Annotated in this window: 15 protein-coding genes; 7 read left to right on the forward strand and 8 right to left on the reverse strand. The window is 63.6% G+C overall.

The window, feature by feature from the left end; all coding sequences use genetic code 11:
* The first annotated feature begins 21 nt into the window (after nucleotides 1-21).
* Both FPZ24_RS10765 and FPZ24_RS10770 read left to right on the forward strand, forming a co-directional pair.
* Nucleotides 22-954: a hypothetical protein gene (locus tag FPZ24_RS10765; protein WP_146571866.1), complete on the forward strand. Its 933-nt coding sequence runs from the start codon at nucleotides 22-24 to the stop codon at nucleotides 952-954.
* Nucleotides 954-1466, forward strand: coding sequence for a DUF2141 domain-containing protein (locus FPZ24_RS10770; protein ID WP_146574393.1), 513 nt, complete (start codon nucleotides 954-956; stop codon nucleotides 1464-1466). The genes FPZ24_RS10765 and FPZ24_RS10770 overlap by 1 nt, the downstream gene beginning before the upstream one ends.
* Here the strand turns inward: FPZ24_RS10770 and FPZ24_RS10775 are convergent, their stop codons facing one another.
* From FPZ24_RS10775 to FPZ24_RS10800, 6 genes are all read right to left on the reverse strand, one after another.
* Complete coding sequence (locus FPZ24_RS10775) at nucleotides 1467-2384, reverse strand: MlaA family lipoprotein (protein WP_146571868.1); 918 nt, start codon at nucleotides 2382-2384, stop codon at nucleotides 1467-1469.
* Between the two features lie 204 nt (nucleotides 2385-2588).
* Nucleotides 2589-5630 carry a TonB-dependent receptor domain-containing protein gene (locus tag FPZ24_RS10780; protein ID WP_186728757.1) on the reverse strand — a complete coding sequence of 1014 codons (3042 nt, stop codon included), beginning with the start codon at nucleotides 5628-5630 and terminating at the stop codon, nucleotides 2589-2591.
* 83 nt (nucleotides 5631-5713) lie between these two features.
* Entirely contained in the window at nucleotides 5714-6799 is a 1086-nt protein-coding gene (locus FPZ24_RS10785) for a YncE family protein (RefSeq protein ID WP_146571872.1), read from the reverse strand.
* A 20-nt stretch (nucleotides 6800-6819) separates the two neighbouring features.
* Nucleotides 6820-7701 (reverse strand): hypothetical protein, encoded by an 882-nt coding sequence (locus FPZ24_RS10790; protein ID WP_146571874.1) that lies wholly within the window; start codon nucleotides 7699-7701, stop codon nucleotides 6820-6822.
* 177 nt (nucleotides 7702-7878) lie between these two features.
* The gene (locus FPZ24_RS10795; protein ID WP_146571876.1) at nucleotides 7879-9288 is read right to left on the reverse strand and encodes a HAMP domain-containing sensor histidine kinase; all 1410 of its coding nucleotides are present in this window, start codon (nucleotides 9286-9288) and stop codon (nucleotides 7879-7881) included.
* Nucleotides 9275-9961 (reverse strand): response regulator transcription factor, encoded by a 687-nt coding sequence (locus tag FPZ24_RS10800; protein ID WP_146571878.1) that lies wholly within the window; start codon nucleotides 9959-9961, stop codon nucleotides 9275-9277. The genes FPZ24_RS10795 and FPZ24_RS10800 overlap by 14 nt, the downstream gene beginning before the upstream one ends.
* Before the next feature lie 260 nt (nucleotides 9962-10221).
* On the opposite strand from FPZ24_RS10800, the gene FPZ24_RS10805 reads away from it, so the two are divergent.
* Both FPZ24_RS10805 and FPZ24_RS10810 read left to right on the forward strand, forming a co-directional pair.
* Nucleotides 10222-12576, forward strand: a complete 2355-nt coding sequence (locus FPZ24_RS10805; protein ID WP_240047425.1) for a TonB-dependent receptor — start codon at nucleotides 10222-10224, stop codon at nucleotides 12574-12576.
* 3 nt (nucleotides 12577-12579) lie between these two features.
* Nucleotides 12580-13287, forward strand: a complete 708-nt coding sequence (locus tag FPZ24_RS10810; protein WP_146571879.1) for an acid phosphatase — start codon at nucleotides 12580-12582, stop codon at nucleotides 13285-13287.
* Here FPZ24_RS10810 and FPZ24_RS10815 read toward each other — a convergent pair.
* Entirely contained in the window at nucleotides 13268-14152 is an 885-nt protein-coding gene (locus FPZ24_RS10815) for a protein-L-isoaspartate(D-aspartate) O-methyltransferase (protein WP_240047426.1), read from the reverse strand. The genes FPZ24_RS10810 and FPZ24_RS10815 overlap by 20 nt on opposite strands.
* Nucleotides 14153-14370: 218 nt before the next feature.
* Between FPZ24_RS10815 and FPZ24_RS10820 the strand changes: the two genes are divergently transcribed.
* From FPZ24_RS10820 to FPZ24_RS10830, 3 genes are read left to right on the forward strand one after another with little or no spacing between them, the layout of a single operon-like run.
* Nucleotides 14371-14655 (forward strand): PepSY domain-containing protein, encoded by a 285-nt coding sequence (locus FPZ24_RS10820; protein ID WP_146571881.1) that lies wholly within the window; start codon nucleotides 14371-14373, stop codon nucleotides 14653-14655.
* Between the two features lie 4 nt (nucleotides 14656-14659).
* Complete coding sequence (locus FPZ24_RS10825; RefSeq protein WP_146571883.1) at nucleotides 14660-15337, forward strand: response regulator transcription factor; 678 nt, start codon at nucleotides 14660-14662, stop codon at nucleotides 15335-15337.
* Nucleotides 15330-16652: a HAMP domain-containing sensor histidine kinase gene (locus FPZ24_RS10830; protein ID WP_146571885.1), complete on the forward strand. Its 1323-nt coding sequence runs from the start codon at nucleotides 15330-15332 to the stop codon at nucleotides 16650-16652. The genes FPZ24_RS10825 and FPZ24_RS10830 overlap by 8 nt, the downstream gene beginning before the upstream one ends.
* Here the strand turns inward: FPZ24_RS10830 and FPZ24_RS10835 are convergent.
* Nucleotides 16604-17593, reverse strand: a complete 990-nt coding sequence (locus FPZ24_RS10835; protein WP_186728759.1) for a PstS family phosphate ABC transporter substrate-binding protein — start codon at nucleotides 17591-17593, stop codon at nucleotides 16604-16606. The two genes, FPZ24_RS10830 and FPZ24_RS10835, sit on opposite strands and share 49 nt — an antisense overlap.
* Nucleotides 17594-17664 lie beyond the last annotated feature (71 nt).

Below are 17664 nucleotides of genomic sequence, written 5' to 3' on the forward strand. Positions count from 1 at the left end.
GTTCCTCTCGCGAAAGTCCCCATGCTGCAGTCTCTCGACGTTCCCATAAACCGCTCGCCACGTGACATCGGCGCGATGCTGATAGCGCCCTCGACCGGCCGCAACATCATCCGCAATTGGGGGGGCGTCGTCGTATCGCTCGCGATCCTCGCCGCCGTCGCGATCCGCGTTCAGGGCGTCGATTTCGTCAAGATCATGTCGATCGCGCCGGGTGTGTCATTATTCTGGCCGGCGTTCCTTTGTTTCTATGCGCTCGTCCCGCTGTCGCACTGGGTCATCTATCGACGTCTGTGGGGCCTGCCCATCGGGGGGATCGTCCCGTTGCTGCGAAAGCAAGTCGCGAACGAGATCGTGTTTGGCTATTCGGGAGAAGCGCATTTCTACTTCTGGGCGCGGCAGCACGCCGGCCTGACCGGGTCGCCGTTCGGCGCGATCAAGGACGTGTCGGTGATGTCGGCGATCGCCGGCAACGTAGCGACCCTCTTCCTCATGATCGTCATGGCGCCGACCCTCGCCGGATTCATGACCGGTCCGCTGGCGACGACGTTCCAGCTTTCCGTCGCGGTGATCGTCATCTTCTCGTTGTTGCCGTTCGTCTTTCGTCGCCGCCTGTTCTCGCTGTCCGCGCCGGCGCTGCGGATGGTTTTTACCGTCCACATGGTCAGAATCGCGCTCACGCTCGGACTGTCGGCGGCGATGTGGCATTTCCTGCTGCCCGACATTGCCGTCGGCGTGTGGCTCGCCCTCGCCACGCTGAAGATGATGATCTCGCGGCTTCCGTTGATCGCCAACAAGGACATTCTGTTCGCTGCCGCGACGATGCTGCTGCTTGGCAAGAATGCCGACGCTTCCGCGGCGATCGCCTTTACCACCAGCTTGACGCTGGTCGCGCACCTTGTCGTCGGCGCGTCGACCGGGCTGGCCAGCCTGACCGAACGGAGCAATGCGGCGTGATCCCTGTCGCCCTACTGTTGCTCGCGGGCACGGGCGAGCTGCCGCCGTCGACGCCGGATTTGGGCAAGGCTGGCGCCCCATGCCGGCCCGGTGAGACCGGCCCCGCCGCCGTCATCGAGGTCGTTGGGCTGCGCGATCGCGCCGGGTTGCTGAAGGTCGAACTCTACCCGGCAAATGACGGCGACTTCCTGGCCGACGACAACGTCCTGATCGGTACGGGCAAGGTGTTCCGGCGGGTCGAGGTCCGCACGCCCCAGAACGGCCCGGTCACCCTATGCATTCGCGCACCCGCCGCCGGAACCTACGCGATCAGCGTGCTGCACGATCGCGACGCCAATCATCGGTTCGGCGTGTCGATCGACGGGATCGGATTTTCCCGCAACCCGAAACTGGGATGGTCGAAGCCTGCCGCTCAATCGGTCGCTCTCGGTATCGGACCGAAACCGACGCGGACGACGATCGTCATGAACTATCGGCGCGGGCTGTTCAGCTTCGGCCCGATCGCCAAATAATCATCGCTTCATCGGCGGTGCGCCGGTCTCGTCGATCGCGGGATCGGGAAGAGTCGGTTTGCCGCGCAGCTGGTCGATCTCGGCTTGGCGGCGCTTAAGATAGAAATCGCGCGCCGCGTCGTAGTCATTCGCCGGGCTATCGCGCAACATGCGGATACGGCCGTCGATCTCCGCGCGGTGATCCAGCCCCCGCACGACGCCGGTCGAAATGTTGAACGCCGGACTGGTAAACGGCTTGCCGATACGGATCGGCAGAAACAGTCGGTCGATGAAACCGGCGGTCAGGTCACGCAACGTCGTGGGCCCGATCAGCGGCACATAGAAGAACGGACCAGGCTTCACACCGTAAAAGCCCAACGTATCGGCGAACCCATTGGCGCGCCGCGGCAGTTCGAACGGCCGACGCTTCGCGACGTCGACCAGCCCGGCGGCGCCGACCGTCGTGTTGATCGTAAAGCGCGCGAGCGTTTCGGCCGCCTTGCCGAACTTGTGCTGCAGCACGAAGTTGAAAAACACGACCGGCTCGTGAAGGTTGTAGAAGAAATTGCGGATGCCGCTCCGGATCGGATCGGGGACGATACGCTTGTAGGCCAGCGCCGCGGGACCGCCGATCGCCCGGTCCATCGCCGCCGTCGCCGCGAACGACTGAGCGTTGACCGTTGCGAGCGGATCGGCCGGATTGCGCGTTCGCGCGACGACGATGATGTCGCCCTCTTCGACCGGCCGCTCGGACGGCTGCGTGGTCTGGCCGCTTATATCGGCTGGCGACGGAACGGGTTTTAACCCGCCTCCAACGGAGTCAGGTGACGTCGCTTGCTCGCCGACGACAGCCGGAGGCAAGTCGGGATTGGCTTTCGCAGCGGTGCCGGGCGACGTCGTCGACAGTAGAGCCGTCGCGATCAGCGCGGGGACGTTCATCGGCCGATCCGCCAATGACCGGTTGTCGTGGCGATCATGTCGTCCGCTCCTCATGGGGTACAACCATAAGACGCAGGCGACGGGGCGTTCCGCAGGTGCCGCGACGGATTTACCTGCGGCCCGCCCATGCTCGGGCGATGATGCGACGACAAGCGGCGGCCAGGGGAGCCGCCGCTTGTCGCGCCCCCTTTTAGGCGGACGATCCTAGAACTTCAGTTGAGCGGAAATGTAGATCAGCCGGCCGATCGCACCATAGGTCGATATGTCGGTATTGTTCTCGCCCCGCCATGCCGTGGCGCCCGCGTTCGCCCCGGCCGCAGGGTTGATGTTGGTCGAGATCGGCGGCATCCGGTCGAACAGATTGTTGACGCCGGCGGTCAGCCTGAACCCGTTACCCACAGGATCCTTGTTCGACGACCAGCTCGCCCGCAAGTCCCAGGACGAGAACGCGGCCACGTGTCCCTTGATATATTGCACGTTGCCGGCGTTGTAGGGGACGAAGAAGCTCGATCCGCCCGCGCCGATGTCGCGCACGGGGCCGATATAGGTATTGGCCACACCCAGTCCCCACTGCCCCATCGACCAGTCGAGCGAGGTGTACATGCGCAACTTCGGCAACGTGCCCTGCGCCCCGCCGCCCTGCGTGGTGTAGCCGTCGAACCGATAGGCAAGCTGGGTCGGCGCGACCGTGCTGCCCGTCACCGGCAGCGCCTGATTCCGGAAGCTGAGCAGCACCGCCGCCTGGTTCAGGAAGCTGAGCGTGCCCGCTCCACCCAGACTGAGGTCGTAACTCGTGGTGAAGTTCAGGCTGCGAACCTTGGTGATGCCCAGGTTGGTGAAGCGATCGACGACGTACAGGTTACCGAACGTGTTCGGCGAGGTCGCGTTGGCGGCGTTCGCGAGATACGTGCCGAGCGCCCCCGGGGTAGCGAACGCAGCATTGGTGGCACCGGTCAGACCGGGAAAGTTGCCGAGCGCGATGTTACTGTAGAACAGCGAGTTGGACCCGTTCAGATTGACGTCGCTGAAGATGTTGTTGAACCCGATCCCGCCGGGCAGACCACCTACATCGACGCGGTTATATTCGGCATCGAATTTCAGGCCGGGAATGGCGTCGGGCTTGAGCACGATACCGAATGACCAAGAGGTCGATTTGGCCGGTTTGACGTTCGAATTGTTCCCGTCCTCGGCGTTGAAGGTGTAGTTCAGCGCGCCCGGAATGCCGGCATTGCCGATCGGCCCTTGCGAGGTGCGGAAGTTGATCGGGCCGCCCAGCGCGTACAGCGACGGCGCGGTGAACGACTTGGCGTAATTGCCGCGGATCGTGATCTGGTGCGCGATCGGTTGCCAGCGGAAGCCGATCTTGGGAACGGTCGAACTGCCGATCCCGCTATAGTTTTCGTGCCGGATCGCGCCGACGATATCGAAATTGTAGAAACCGGGAATATTCGTGCTGTCGCTCGTCAGCGGGATGCGCAATTCGGCGAATTCGGCGGTGACGGTGCGAGATGCCTTGAACGGATCGACGATAAGGCCACCCTGCGTCAGGCTCTGGACGGCCGTCGCGAGCGTGCCGTCGACGTGGACGTAGTTCATCGCGTTTGGCGCGCCGGAAATCTTCTCCCGCCGCCACGATCCGCCGATCGCGAACTCGATCGGGCCGCCGGGCAATTTCAGGAAAGAGCCCGTAAGCTTGGCATCGGCGGTATCGATCATGCTGCGGCCATGGATGACCTCGTCGGTCAGCACGTTGGTGAGCGACGCCGGATTGACCGCGCTGGCACGCGAGAACGGATCGAGCGCCGGCTGGCAAACCGCCGCCCCGCTAGCCAGCGATGTCACCCGGCTGAACGTGCCGCCCGCGGTTGCGACACAGGCCGAGTTGAACCCGCCAGTCACCGCCGGCAGCAAATTGTTGCGGTAGATGATGTTCGCGATCGTCTGGTCGATCGTGTTTTCGCTATGCGTGTAGGCGACTTCCCAGCCGCCGCCCTTGCCGAGCGCCGCAACCTGTCCGTTGAACCCGATCGTGCCGCGATAGCTGTCTTCGCGAGTCCTGTAGGTCGGCGGGTTTGCCGTACTGCCGAACGTGACCGCGGTCGCGGCGGTGAACGGGTTGAACGGCGCGCCGGCCGGCACCGTCACGCCGAGCGTCACGGGAATGAATCGCGTGAAATTGTCGTTCCGCGCGAACTGGAAGTCGCCGAACAACTGCACGGCGCCATCGCCCGTCAGATCGGCGCGCAGCGTTACCGCGATGGCCGTTTGCTCCTGGCCGAGCAGCAAAGTATTGAACTGCGACAGGTCATACGTCCCGCCGATCCCAGTACCGGGCGCGGTTGCAACGGTCGCTCCCGCATTCAGATATTGAGGATCGGTCGCCGGACTGGCGTAGCCCCCGCCCAGCGTCGGGCTCGACACGCCGGGCGCAAGATAGAAATTGCCGATCGATCCCGGCACGGCGGTTCCGGTCGAGTAGAACGGCGACGAGAAGCGGCGCTGGTTCTGATAAAGCGGGTCGGACTTGGAATAGCTGGCAGAGGCCGTGATGTTGACGTTCTTGGCGATATTGATGCCCGCGGTAAGTCCGGCGCTGCGCTCGTTATAGCCCGACGCGCCGCCGTAACGGACATTGGCCTGCACACCCTGATAGTTCGACTTGAGGATGATGTTGACCACGCCACCGATCGCATCTGACCCGTAAATTGCCGATGCGCCGTCGGTCAGCACTTCGACCCGTTCGATCGCGTCGGGCGGGATCTCGGCGACATTGACGAACACCTTGCCGTTGACGCCGGAGATCGCGCTCGGTGCGACGCGACGGCCGTTGACCAGTACCAGCGTGTCCAGATTGCGGACCTGGATCGACGACCCGCCAGCCGTCCGCTGGTTGTTGTTGTTCGCGTTGGCGTTGCCCGTCGAACTGCGCCCGGAAAAAGCCGGCACGGTCTTGCGCAGGATTTCGAGAACGTTGGTGGCGACGCCGCTTTTCTGGATCGAAGCACTATCGACGATCGTCACCGGTACCGCGAGGCGATCTGGCGGCGTCGGAATGGCAGAACCGGTGACGACGATGTCGGGCTGACTGGGGGCAGCCTGATCGTCGGCCGGCGCCGTCGTCTGTGCGTCGGCCGGCTTGCCGCCCGGTGCGCTATCCTGGGCATAGGCAGGGCTGGCGGCGAGTAATCCCGAGGCCAGCGCGGTCGATACGGCCAACGCAGCACGCGAACAAAGGCGAGCGTTCATCATCATTCCTCCCCATCCTATCGTCGCCGGGCTCGTGCCGCTGATCTGCGGCTTCTGTTCCCCGGCGACCTTTGTTGTCGCGCTCAGCGTGGCGCGATCGAATACCAAAGCACTTTGGCCATCGCCTTGCTTTCGCCGGGCGACGCCGCGATCCACAGCCGCGACTGCGCGGAATCGACGACCGCGGTTTTCGCACCGGGCAGCGTCGTCACCTTGGCGACCTCGCGATATTTGTTCGCATCGTCCTGCTCGATGACTTTGGTGTAGCCCTCGCCGCCGGTCACGTAGATGCGGCGATTGGCGGCATCCCACGTCACTTCGTCGGTGCGGAGCGGCGCGTCGAACGCGGCGATTGTGGCGCCGCTATCCGCATTGAGCACCAGCAATTTGCCGGGCTTGCGCGTCACCACGAACAAGCGATGGTTCTTTTCATCCATCGCGATCGGCGCGTTCTGTTCGGCCTCCTTGATCGGCCAGGTTTTCATGATCCGACCCGACGCCTTGTCGACCACGGCGAGGACATTCTTGTCGGTGACGTTGATATACAGAAACGGCCCGTTCTGCTCGACGGCCATCGCCTCGACGTGATCGGCATCGAAATGCACCGACTTGATTACCTTGCCGGTCGCCGGATCGATCTCGATCAGGTTGCTATCCTTTTGCGGCACGTCCTTGCCGCCGGTGACGATCCACAGATGGCCGGTGCTCGAATCGAACCCGATCGAGTCCGCGCCCTTGGGCAGGTCGTAAGTACGCTTGACCGCCAACGTATCGGCGTCGAGCACCGGCGATGGCTTGTCTCCGTCGATCACCAATAACTCGTTGGTCGCCGGCATGTAGAACACGCTGTGCGGCGTGCCATATCCTTTGACGCGCTTGATCACCGAGCCGGTCTTGAGATCCAGAACCTCTAGCTCGGCGCTCTCCTCACCGGCAAGGAACAGTCGCCCGCCCTTCGCGTCGATCGCGAAATGGTCGAAATCGCCGGTATAGCCGGGAAATTCCGTCGATCCGGCGAAGGTGAGCGGGCCGCCCGATCCCGGCTCGTTGCCGGCGATCTCGGTCACTTGATTCTGATCGCCGGAATTGGTCACGGCGGCCGGCTGATGACAGGCTGCGAGCGACAGGCCGAGGCTGATCGTCAGGGCGAAGGAAACGGACTTGTGCATGAAATCTCCAGAGAAATGAGTCAGCGCGAGGGCCGGAACAGAGCGGCATTGTTGGCGATCGCCTTGGCGACCTCATCGCGGATCGAGAGCCCCTTGCGATGGATCGCTTCCTTGTCGTCGCCGTCGCGATAGTTGAAGACGAGCCCGAGCGCGCCGATCCGCTTGCCGGTCGCATCGAGCAACGGCAGCTCGGTTTCGAAACGGTCGTTGTCGCCGCCGATTTCCAGATTGGTGCTGCCCTGATCGATCACGCGCAGATCGTCCTCGTCGGCGATCTTGCCGATCCGGCCGATGTTCGACCCGATGATGACGTTCTTCGGCTTACCCGGCGGGGTTGCGTGGATCATCATCACCAGCAGTTCGGGATGCCGCAGGATGGTGCGTTCGGTCAGCGCCTGAGCATAGGTGCGTGTCCCGTACGACGCATCATAGGGATAGGGATCGACCGCATTCTTCGTGCTCAACGTGACGCGCGCGACCTCGCGCGAAATAGCGTCGGCGATGGCGACAAGGTTCTTGGTGGGCGAACCACGACGATAGGCAAAGCTGATTGCCATGGTTCCCAGGCGATGGCCGGAATTGCTGGCAAACGGTTCTCGAACGACGAAACGCTTGCCGTCGGGCGAGACTGCGCCACCGAGAGTGGTATCGGGTGCATCGACCTTGCCGAATACACGGGATGCGCCCAGCGTCGAGCCGAGGACCAGCACCTCCTTACCCGCATCGCGAGGTCCCTCGACCACGATCGACAACACGCCCGGGTGCCGCGCCATCGCGGTCGAGATCAGATGCTGGACATAGGTCTTGCCGCCGACCACCGGTGGAATATCGTCGTCCGCCAATGCGGGCGTGACGATCGCGGCACCCGCCAGCAACAACACGGCACAAAGCCTTACGGCCATAAACCCCTCCTCATCGCGACTTTTCGTCGTCGATCGACAGGGAATGGCGGACGCCCCGGTTCGGCAAGGCAAAATGCGCTATCTAAAATCGATTTAATGTGAACGCGATTTCATGAATGGCGCAACATGGCACAAATGCGTCGTTTGCTGCGCCGCACCCAGCGATCGGCGATTTAATCAATTTAATCTATGGGATTTAGCGGGCCGTGGTTTGCGGCGCGTGGTGGCCGTCATCATGGTCGCCGGACCCATCACGACGCGGCATCTGTTGGCCACGTCGTCGAAGCGCAGATCCATGCCGTGCAACCGCGCGATCGCACCGACCAACGGCAACCCGAGGCCGCTGCCGGGGATACCGTTGACCTGGCTACCGCGCTGAAAACGTAGTTTCAGCTTTTCGCGATCCCGATGATCGATGCCGCGCCCGTCATCGGTGATGCGCAATTGCGGCCCGTCGATCAGCTCGACGCGGATGTTGCCGCCGGACGGCGTGTATTTGATGGCATTGTCGATCAGGTTGCCGAACGCTTCGAACAGCAAGTCAATGTCGCCGTTGACGGTGGTCGCAACGCCGTCGGAACCGAGAGGGTCGAACCTGATCCTGATCGCCTTGCTCTCCGCCGCCGGTTCGTAATATTCGACCGCGTCGGCGGCGATTTGCGTGAGATCGACCTCGCGGAACGATGCGCGTCGCGCGCCGTCCTCGATCTCCGAAATGCGCAACAACGCAGCGAAGGTCCGCAGCATCAAATTGACCTCGGCGATGGCGTGATCGATCTCTGCCTTGCGTTCGGCGGCGGAGAGGTTGCGGCGGTTGGCGCGTTCGAGGCCTGCAAGCAATCGGGTCAGCGGCGTGCGCAGATCATGCGCGATGCTGTCGCACACGCCCTTTACCTCGCCCATCAACCGCTCGATCTGTTCCAGCATGGCGTTGATCACGCGGACCAGCCGGTCGGTTTCGTCATTGGTGCCGCGCACCGGCAGTCGGCCGCTCAAATCCCCTTGCGTGATCCGCTCGATCGAGCGCGTCAGTCCGTCGAACCGGCGGATCGATCCGACGCCGATCGCGATCGCCCCGGCCGACCCGAGCACGATCATCACCGCCAACCCCAATAGAGTAGCCTCAAGCAGTTCGTTCCGGAAATGCTGGAGCTCCTCGATGTTACGGCTGACGACGATCAGACGGCCATCGGGCAGCCGATGAAGAAACGACCGGTACAACGTATTCTCGTGCTCGTTACTCACCGTCGTTTCGAAGAAGCGTTCGAGCGGCGGCATCGGCGTCGGCAGGCGCTTCAAATTGCCGCCGAGCGGCTGGCCCTCAGCGGTGAACAGACCGAAGGGGCGGCGGCCGGTCGGATCGGCGATGTTGTGCTGGTCGAGAAACGAGCCGATCTGCTTCGACGAATTGCCGTCGAACGACTGCGCCTGGTATCGCATGCGTTCATCGGGATTGCCGGACAGATAGCTCGACGTCGTCAGATAGATGATCGTGACGAACGCCAGCGACGCCGACCCGAATACCGCCGCGAAGAACGCCGCGAGCCGAAAGCTCGCCGCGCCGCCAAGCTCCTTAAGACTTAACAAGGCGGTATCCCGATCCGCGGACCGTCTCGATCATCGTCGGCAATCCGTTGACGTCGAGCTTGCGGCGCAACTTTGCGACGTGGACGTCGATCACGTTGGTGCGATCGTCATAGCGATAGCCCCAGACGCGTTCGAATATCATCGCCCGCGTCATCACGTCGCCGGGATGGCGCATGAAATGTTCGAGCAATTGATATTCGCGCGGCAACAGATCGATCTCGACGCCCGCGCGGCTCGCCTTGCGGCGGAACAGATCGAGGTAAAGATCGCCGACCGACAATTCCATGTCCTGCGCGCCCGGCGCCGATCCCCGTCGGCGGATCAACGCATCGACGCGCGCGGTCAGTTCGATGAAGTCGAACGGTTTGGTGAGGTAGTCGTCGCCGCCGGTCCGCAGCCCGCGCACCCGATCAGTGACGGCGGACAACGCGCTGAGGATGAGAACTGGTGTGCTGACGCCGGTGCCGCGCAGCGCCGCGAGCACTTCGAGGCCGTTGAGGTCGCCCGGCAGCATGCGATCGAGGATGATCGCGTCGTACCGCGCCGTGCGTGCCTGGCGGACCGCTTCCACGCCGTCCATCACATGCGCACTCGTCATGCCGTGATCGACCAACGCCGCGCCAATCTCGCGCGCCGTCTTGACGTCGTCCTCGACGATCAAGATGTTGGCCATCGCTCTCCTGCCGCCCCTTGGACGGTTCCATTTGCTGCAGTTACATGACGTCTGCGGCTCGAACTTGCTGCGCAATCAAGCCCCGGTCCGCAATAGGTCGAACGTCAGATAGGAGCGAAACGGCCGGATTCCTCTCGGTGCGGTCGTCGCTGCGTAAGATTACATTTTCCCAATCTTCGTTTTGAAACTGTTCCGAAACGAAAGTGTCACGGCTGGTCCATAGCGCGACGGGGCGCCACGAAGGCTGCCGGGGAAATCACATGATCCGTTCGATGCAGGCACGCGCCACGACGGCGCGCGCGAGTTCGTTTGCCATTGCCTTGGCGACCATGATCGCTGCCCTGCCGGCTGCGGCGAGCGTCGACAAGCCGGCCGACCCCGCTGCGACCCCGACCCCTGCCACGTCACCGGACGATCAACGCAAGCCCGACGGCCAGACCACCGGCGGTGACATCGCCGAGGGTTCGGACATCGTCGTCACCGGTACCAAGGCCAACGAGATCGCGCCGGTGACGGCATCGCTCGAGGCGCGTCAGCCACAGGCCATCGTCAGCCGGTCGCTGATCGAGGACTCGCTGCCCGCCACCGCCGACTTCAACCAGATCGCGCTGATCACGCCGAGTGTCTCCAACTTCGGCGGCAACAACGGCATCGGCCTGTCGGAATCGAAGGCGCAAATCCGCGGATTCCAGGACGGCGAATACAACATCACCTATGACGGCGTGCCGTTCGGCGACACCAACGACCCTACGCACCATTCGACCACGTTCTTCCCGTCGAACACGATCGAAACGCTGATCGTCGATCGCGGACCGGGTAACGCCAGCCAGCTCGGCCAGGCAACGTTCGGCGGTAACATCAACCTATTCAGCCGCGCCGCCCGCGACGAGTTCGGCGGTCAGCTCAAAGCCGCCTATGGCAGCTTCAACACCTATCTGTTGCGCGGGCTGGTCAACACCGGTGCGATCGACGCGCTAGGCGGCACGAAGTTCGTGTTCACGGGCCAGTACGCCCACACCGACGGCAAGCTGAGCTTCGAGAAATATCGCAACTACAACCTCTACGGCAAAGCGGTCATTCCGCTGTCGTCTTCGGTGACGCTGAGCATCCTCGGCACGTACAACAACAACCGGTTCAACCAGCCGGACAAGGACGGATCGACGCTGTATCAGCAATCGCTCTACGGCAAATATTTCAGCCTCAACAACGACCCCAACACACCGCAATATTTCGGCTACAACCATACGACGAAGGTCACCGATTTCGGCATCGTGAAGCTCGAGGCCCAGATCGCGCCGGGCAGCGTGTTCGAGAACCGCGCCTACACCTATTATTACGACAACGAGACGCTGTCGGCGAACGACGTGACGGTCGTGCCGGGTACCGTTCTATCGACCACGAATGCTGCCGGCGTGAAGATCAACGGCAACCAGCCCGGCTATACCAAGACCAACAAGTACCGCGTGTTCGGCGACATCGCCAAGGTGAAGCTGCAACTCGCGCCTTTCGCGATCCTGACGTTGGGCGGGCAGATCGAGTTCAGCCACACCTATCGGCAACAGACCGACGTCGATCTGATGACCGGCGGGTTCAACTATGTCGAGAAGAAGGTGACGGCTCCGGCGACCGGGCTCAATCCCGGCGCGGTGACGCCGCTCTACGTCAAATTCGACCAGAAGAGCGAAGGCAACAATGACGCGTTGTTCGTCGAACTGGAGCTCAAGCCGATACCCGGATTGTCGATCACGCCCGGGTTCAAGCATGTCGACTACAACCGCAAGATCATGGCGCTCTATAACCAGACGACGCGCTATGCCCAGAACGTGACCAACAGCTGGAGCGCTAACCTACCCTTCCTGCAGGCGAACTGGCAGCTGACGCCGCAACTGTCGATCTACGGCGAATATGCCCGTGGCTTCCTGATCCCGCCGTTGAGCGCACTCTATGTCGATAATCCCCGCTTCTCGAACGTGGTGCCCGAGCGGTCGACCAACTATCAGGCGGGCTTCGTCTATCACGGCCAGCGACTGTCGCTCGACGCGGATGTCTATTCGATCGATTTCCAGAACAAGTTCGCCAGCTTCACCTCGCCGACGCCGGGCGTGGGTACGGTGTTCACCAATATCGGCGGCGCGCTGTACCAGGGCGTCGAAGGCCAAGTGACCTACGCCTTCACCGATGGCATTGCCGTATTCGCCAACGCCTCGCGGAACCGCGCCATCGCCAAGGATACCCGGCTTCAAGTTGCCAACGCCCCCGTGATGACCGCGGCCGGCGGGATCATCGTCAAGCGCGGCCCGATCCGCTTCTCGTTGATCGACAAGTTGACCGGCGCGCAATATGCGAACAACGCCGCGAGCGCGAGCGACCCGTCCTATCGCGCCTATCGCATCGCGCCTTACAATGCGGCGGTTCTTGCGGCGAGCTACGAACTCGGTCCGGTGCGTATCGGGGTCGAGGTCACCGATCTGTTCAATTCCACGCGGGTGACCAACATCGGATCGAGCAGCAAGACCCCGCTCGCGGCGGTCGGGCAGCCTCTGGCAACCAATCTCGACCAATATTATTATCAACCGGGTCGCGCGATCACCGGCGACATCACGTTTAAGTTCTAGGCCATGCAAACCAGAAAGCTCATCGCCGCCGCGTTTCTGCTGAGCGCCAGCGCTGGCGTGCTAGCGAAGGACAAAGCGCCGTCGCTGCTTTCCAGCGCCGATCTCGACCCGCAAACGGTGCTGCCCGCGCCACCGGCAAAAGGCAGCCTGCAGGGGGTCAACGAGTTGCGCGAGCTCCACAACGTCCAACGGCAACGTACCCCGGCCGCCGTTAAATCGGCGAAATGGGACAGCGACGCGAAGAGCGCGATGATCTTCGCCGAGGTGCTGGGGCCGGCCTTCGATCTCGACAAGTTGCCGGCGACCAAACGCCTGTTCGATCTGGTGCGCGCCACCGAAAAGGATGTCGCCGACCGCGGCAAGGACGAGTTCAAACGCCCGCGCCCGTGGATCGTCGATCCCACCGTCAAGAGCTGTTCGCGCAGCGACGAGCCGCTGTCGAGCTACCCGAGCGGTCATACCACGATGGCCTATTCGATGGCGGGCGTGCTGGCTCGGCTGGTGCCCGCCAAAGCGAGCGCGATCATGGCGCGCGCCGCTCGCTATGGCGAAAGCAGGATCGTCTGCGAGCAACATTTCCGCAGCGACGTCACCGCCGGCGAAGCGCTGGGCCTGCTGGTCGCCGAGCGCTTGATGACGAAACCGGAATTCGTCGCCGCCTTCGACGCAGCGAAAGCGGAGCTGCGCAGCGTCAGCCTTTCAGGCGACTGAACGACGGCTTGGCGACGCTCACGCCGAAGCATTGCCGAATTTTTCGATCCATCAACCCGCTGGCATTCGGTACGCGAGCGCCCTGGCCGGTCAGCGGCACATACATCGTCCAGCCGAGCGAGCATCGGTCAAACGTGTTCGAATCCGTCTTCGTCAGCACGAGCAACTGCTCGCTGGCCCAGGAGGGACCAATCGGCATTACGATGCGCCCCCCAACCTTCAACTGGTCAAGCAAGGGTTGCGGTACGGCTGCGGCGCCTGCGGCGACGATGATCGCATCGAACGGCGCACGGTCCGCCGCGCCGGCGTAACCGTCGCCGGCACGCACGTCGATTTGCCGATATTTCAGGCGCGCAAGCCGGGCTCGCGCCTCATCGGCGAGCGGGCGAACGATTTCGATCGACGTAACCTGGGCACCGAGCTCGGCCAGAACGGCCGCTTGATACCCCGACCCGGTGCCGACATCGAGCACGTTGGCATGATCGGGCAGGCGCGCCGCCGCCGTCGTCAACGCCACAATATACGTGTCGGAAATCGTCTGATCATACCCGATCGGCAATGGCGTATCGGCATATGCCTGGGCTCGATCGGACGGCGCCACGAATTCTTCGCGCGGAATGCGGACGATCGCCGCGAGCGCACGATCGAGTTCACGATCGGCCGCCGCAGGCGCTGCGCGTCTCACCTCTTCTCGGATGCGTTTGACGAGGGACAGGCGGTCGGCACCGAAATCGCCGCAAACTCCCGCCGTCGAGATCATCGCCATACCGGCAAAGATGAATATGAATCTGGCGAGCGACCGCTGAAGTCGCCTTCTGAGGTCATCGCCTCTCGTCGCTCGCCAAGCCGAGATGATAAGCGGCACACGTTGCTCCCAACTGGTCACTCGGCCATGCGCCAGACGATGCACGGGCGCCAGCCGATCAGCCGAGGTTGGGAAAATACAATGCGCGAAGGATTACCCACGCTTGCCGCCGTTCAGGAACATTGGGAAAAGGGAAGCACCGCGCAATCGTGCCGCAATCGACATCGGCCTAGTCGAGACTGGCAGTCGCGTTTGGACTGTCAGTCAAGGAAACAGCCATGAAGCCCCACATTCTCCTCCCTCTGCTCGCCTTGAGCGGCGCATTGCTCCCAACCGCCGCGTCGGCCGCGCCGAAGCCCAAATTGACCATGGCGCAAGCCCGGGCGATCGCGCTCAAGCGCGCGCCGGGGGCGATCAAGGACGCCGAGTACGAGCATGAAGGCCGCGGCTGGCGCTTTTCGTTCGATATCCTCCAAGGCAAGCGCATCCACGAAATCGGCGTCGATGCGATGACCGGCGCGATCGTCGAGGACAAGTACGAAGCTCTGGACAGCAAGGACTGAATCGGTGCGTATCCTCGTCGCCGAAGACGATGCCGGCGCCGCCGGATTCATCGAACGCGGGCTGGCCGAGCTCGGTCACGTGGTGACTCGCGTGTCGGACGGAGAGGATGCGCTTCACCTCGGTGCGACGGAGACGTTCGACGCGATCGTGCTCGATCGGATGATGCCGGGGATGGAGGGGCTGGACGTGCTGCGCCGGCTGCGCGCTGCCCAGATACCCACGCCGGTGATGGTGCTGACCGCTAAAGGCGGCATCGCCGATCGGGTCGATGGCCTCGACGCCGGGGCCGACGACTATCTCGTCAAGCCGTTCGCGATGGCCGAACTGATCGCGCGGTTGAACGCCTTGTTGCGCCGACCGCCGATCAGCGACGTCGTGACCCGGCTCGACGTCGGCGATATCACGCTCGATCGTCTGCGCCGCGAAGTGACGCGCGCCGGCCGGTCGATCCACCTGCAGCCGCGCGAGTTCGCCCTGCTGGAATTGCTGATGCGCAACGCCGGCCGCGTGGTGACGCGCACGATGTTTCTGGAAGAGGTCTGGGGCTTTCATTTCGACCCGCAGACGAACATCGTCGAAAGCCACTTGAGCCGGGTACGATCGAAATTGCGCGAGGGGTTCGGCGACGACCCGATCGAAACCGTGCGCGGCGCGGGCTACCGGATCCGCGGGGATGGCTAGCCTACGCGCCAGCGCGGCCTATCGGATCGCGTTCACCTACGCGCTGACGTTCACCATCGCGATCCTGCTGCTCGGGGTAGCGGTGTATTTCGTTGCCGACGCCGAATTCCGGGGTGAACGGGATCAAGCGATCTCGGGGGAAATCGTCGATTTGACGCGCGAGGGCGACGGCTCCGAACTGATCGAGGATATTGGGGCACGCGAGGCCGCTCGGGCGAAGCCCACCTTCGGCTATGCCGTGTTCGACAAAGCCGGCCTGCGCATCGGCGGGCGGCTCGACACGCCACGCCCCGAACTGGGTTTCAGTATGATCACCTTCCGCGATCCCATCGAGGGCGCCGACGCCGCCCGCGCACGGGCGGTCGATCTGCCGGACGGGCGGCGATTGGTCGTGGCTGTCGACTCGGAAGCGATCGAGCAGATCGACGCTACTATACTGACGTTGTTCGGCGCTGCGTTCGTCGTCGTATTGCTGATCGGCGGTGCGGGCGGCCTGTTGCTTGGACGCTATCTGCGCCGCCGCCTGGGCACGATCAGCGCAACGGCCAACGCGATCGTCGCCGGCGATATCGGTCAACGCATGCCCGTGGGTGCGAGCGGCGACGAGTTCGACGCGGTTGCGCTCGCACTGAACGCGATGCTGGATCGGATCGCCAGCCTGATGGAAAACCTGCGCCAAGTATCGAGCGACGTCGCGCACGATTTGCGCACGCCCTTGCTGCGATTGCGCGGGCAGCTCGAACGCGTCGGCAAGGAAGAGGGCGCCGCACAGCGCGCGCTCGATCAGGGTGACGAACTACTCCGCCTGTTCAGCGCGATCCTGCGCATCACCGAGGTCGAGAGCGGCGGGCTGGAGCGCAGCTTTATCCGGATCGACTTGTCGACGTTGACCCACGATGTCGCGGAAAGCTTTCTACCGGCGCTCCACGATGGCGGTCGGACTTTGGACTGGGAAATCGAGCCTGACATCTTCGTCCACGGCGATCGCGAACTGATCGCACAATCGCTGGCGAACATGCTCGACAACAGCCAGACGCACACACCGCCCGGCACCCACATCGTGATGACGCTCGACGCCAATACCGAGTGGGTGCGTCTCTCCGTCAGCGACGATGGTCCCGGCGTGCCGCGCGAAGAGCGGGATGCCATCCTGCGGCGTTTCTATCGCACCGAGGCGAGCCGGACGACGCCGGGCAACGGGCTGGGGCTCAGCCTGGTATCGGCGGTCGCGGCGGCGCATGGCGGTGAGATCGCGGTTGCGGCCAGTCAGCCGCGCGGCCTGCGCCTGACCATGGTATTGCCGCGCACGCCCTGACGATCGACCGACTGCAACGACCGTCGCAGCGTCGCTTTGCTGAGGGGCTGGAACACGCCGGATGCGCCTATCTGCGCCTGCCCTGCGTCGCTCAGCAGATAACGAGCGAACGTCCGTAGCCGCGCCCCGCAGGCTGTAGCTGGGGCGAGCAGCAGATCGACGGTCCGCGCCAGCGGATATCGGTCGGCGGCGATCGTACCGGCCGTCGGAAGGTAAGCCGGCGATCGATCCCCCAGAGCGATCGCGACGGGCCGTACATTCACCTTGAGGTGGCCCATACCGGTAAAGCCGATCGCGAGCGGATCGGCGGCGACGCGATCCACGACATCGGCTTCCGACCCGCTGTCCGGCGCGGGCTTCCAGCGGCCCCGTCGTCCCCCGATGCTCAATATCCGCCGGCGGATCGTGAGCGCACGCGCCGATTCCTCGCCTGCCCAGCCACCTCCCCCGAGGATGTGGATCGGGCGACCGCGCCAACCCGCGACGCCGAGCGCCGCCCAGTCGGTGGGCACACTTCCTCCCCGCAGGCGGCTCGACGAGAAAATGGCGTCGAGCTGACGATAGCTCAGTCGGCGTATCGGATTGGCGCTGTTGACGACAATCGCCACGGCATCGACATACCCGAACCGATCCCACGCGCCTGTCGCTACCGGCACGACCGACGGCGAGACGCCACGATGCGATTTTCGGAACGTGGCCAAGTCGGCCTCGGCAATCTCGCGCGTCAGAAAAGCGAAATCGGCGCGGCCTTCCAGGAACGCCTCGAGGCCGGGATCGAGCGCACCTTGGGGCGGCCCGAACGGCGTGAGCAGCTCGACGGGAGTGTCGGGAAAGCGGACCACGAAATCGTCGCGCCACGCCGGGGCAAGCGTTTTCAGAATCGACGGCGCGCTCCCCCGCAGCGGCGACGCCGGACAAGCCGCCGGCGTCGCCGTGATCATGGCGCCGGACATCAACCAGAGGGGCAATGGCAGCATGACGATGAGCAAAGGCCGGACTGCACGACGAGGCT

This window comes from Sphingomonas panacisoli, from assembly GCF_007859635.1.
Lineage (GTDB): Bacteria > Pseudomonadota > Alphaproteobacteria > Sphingomonadales > Sphingomonadaceae > Sphingomonas > Sphingomonas panacisoli.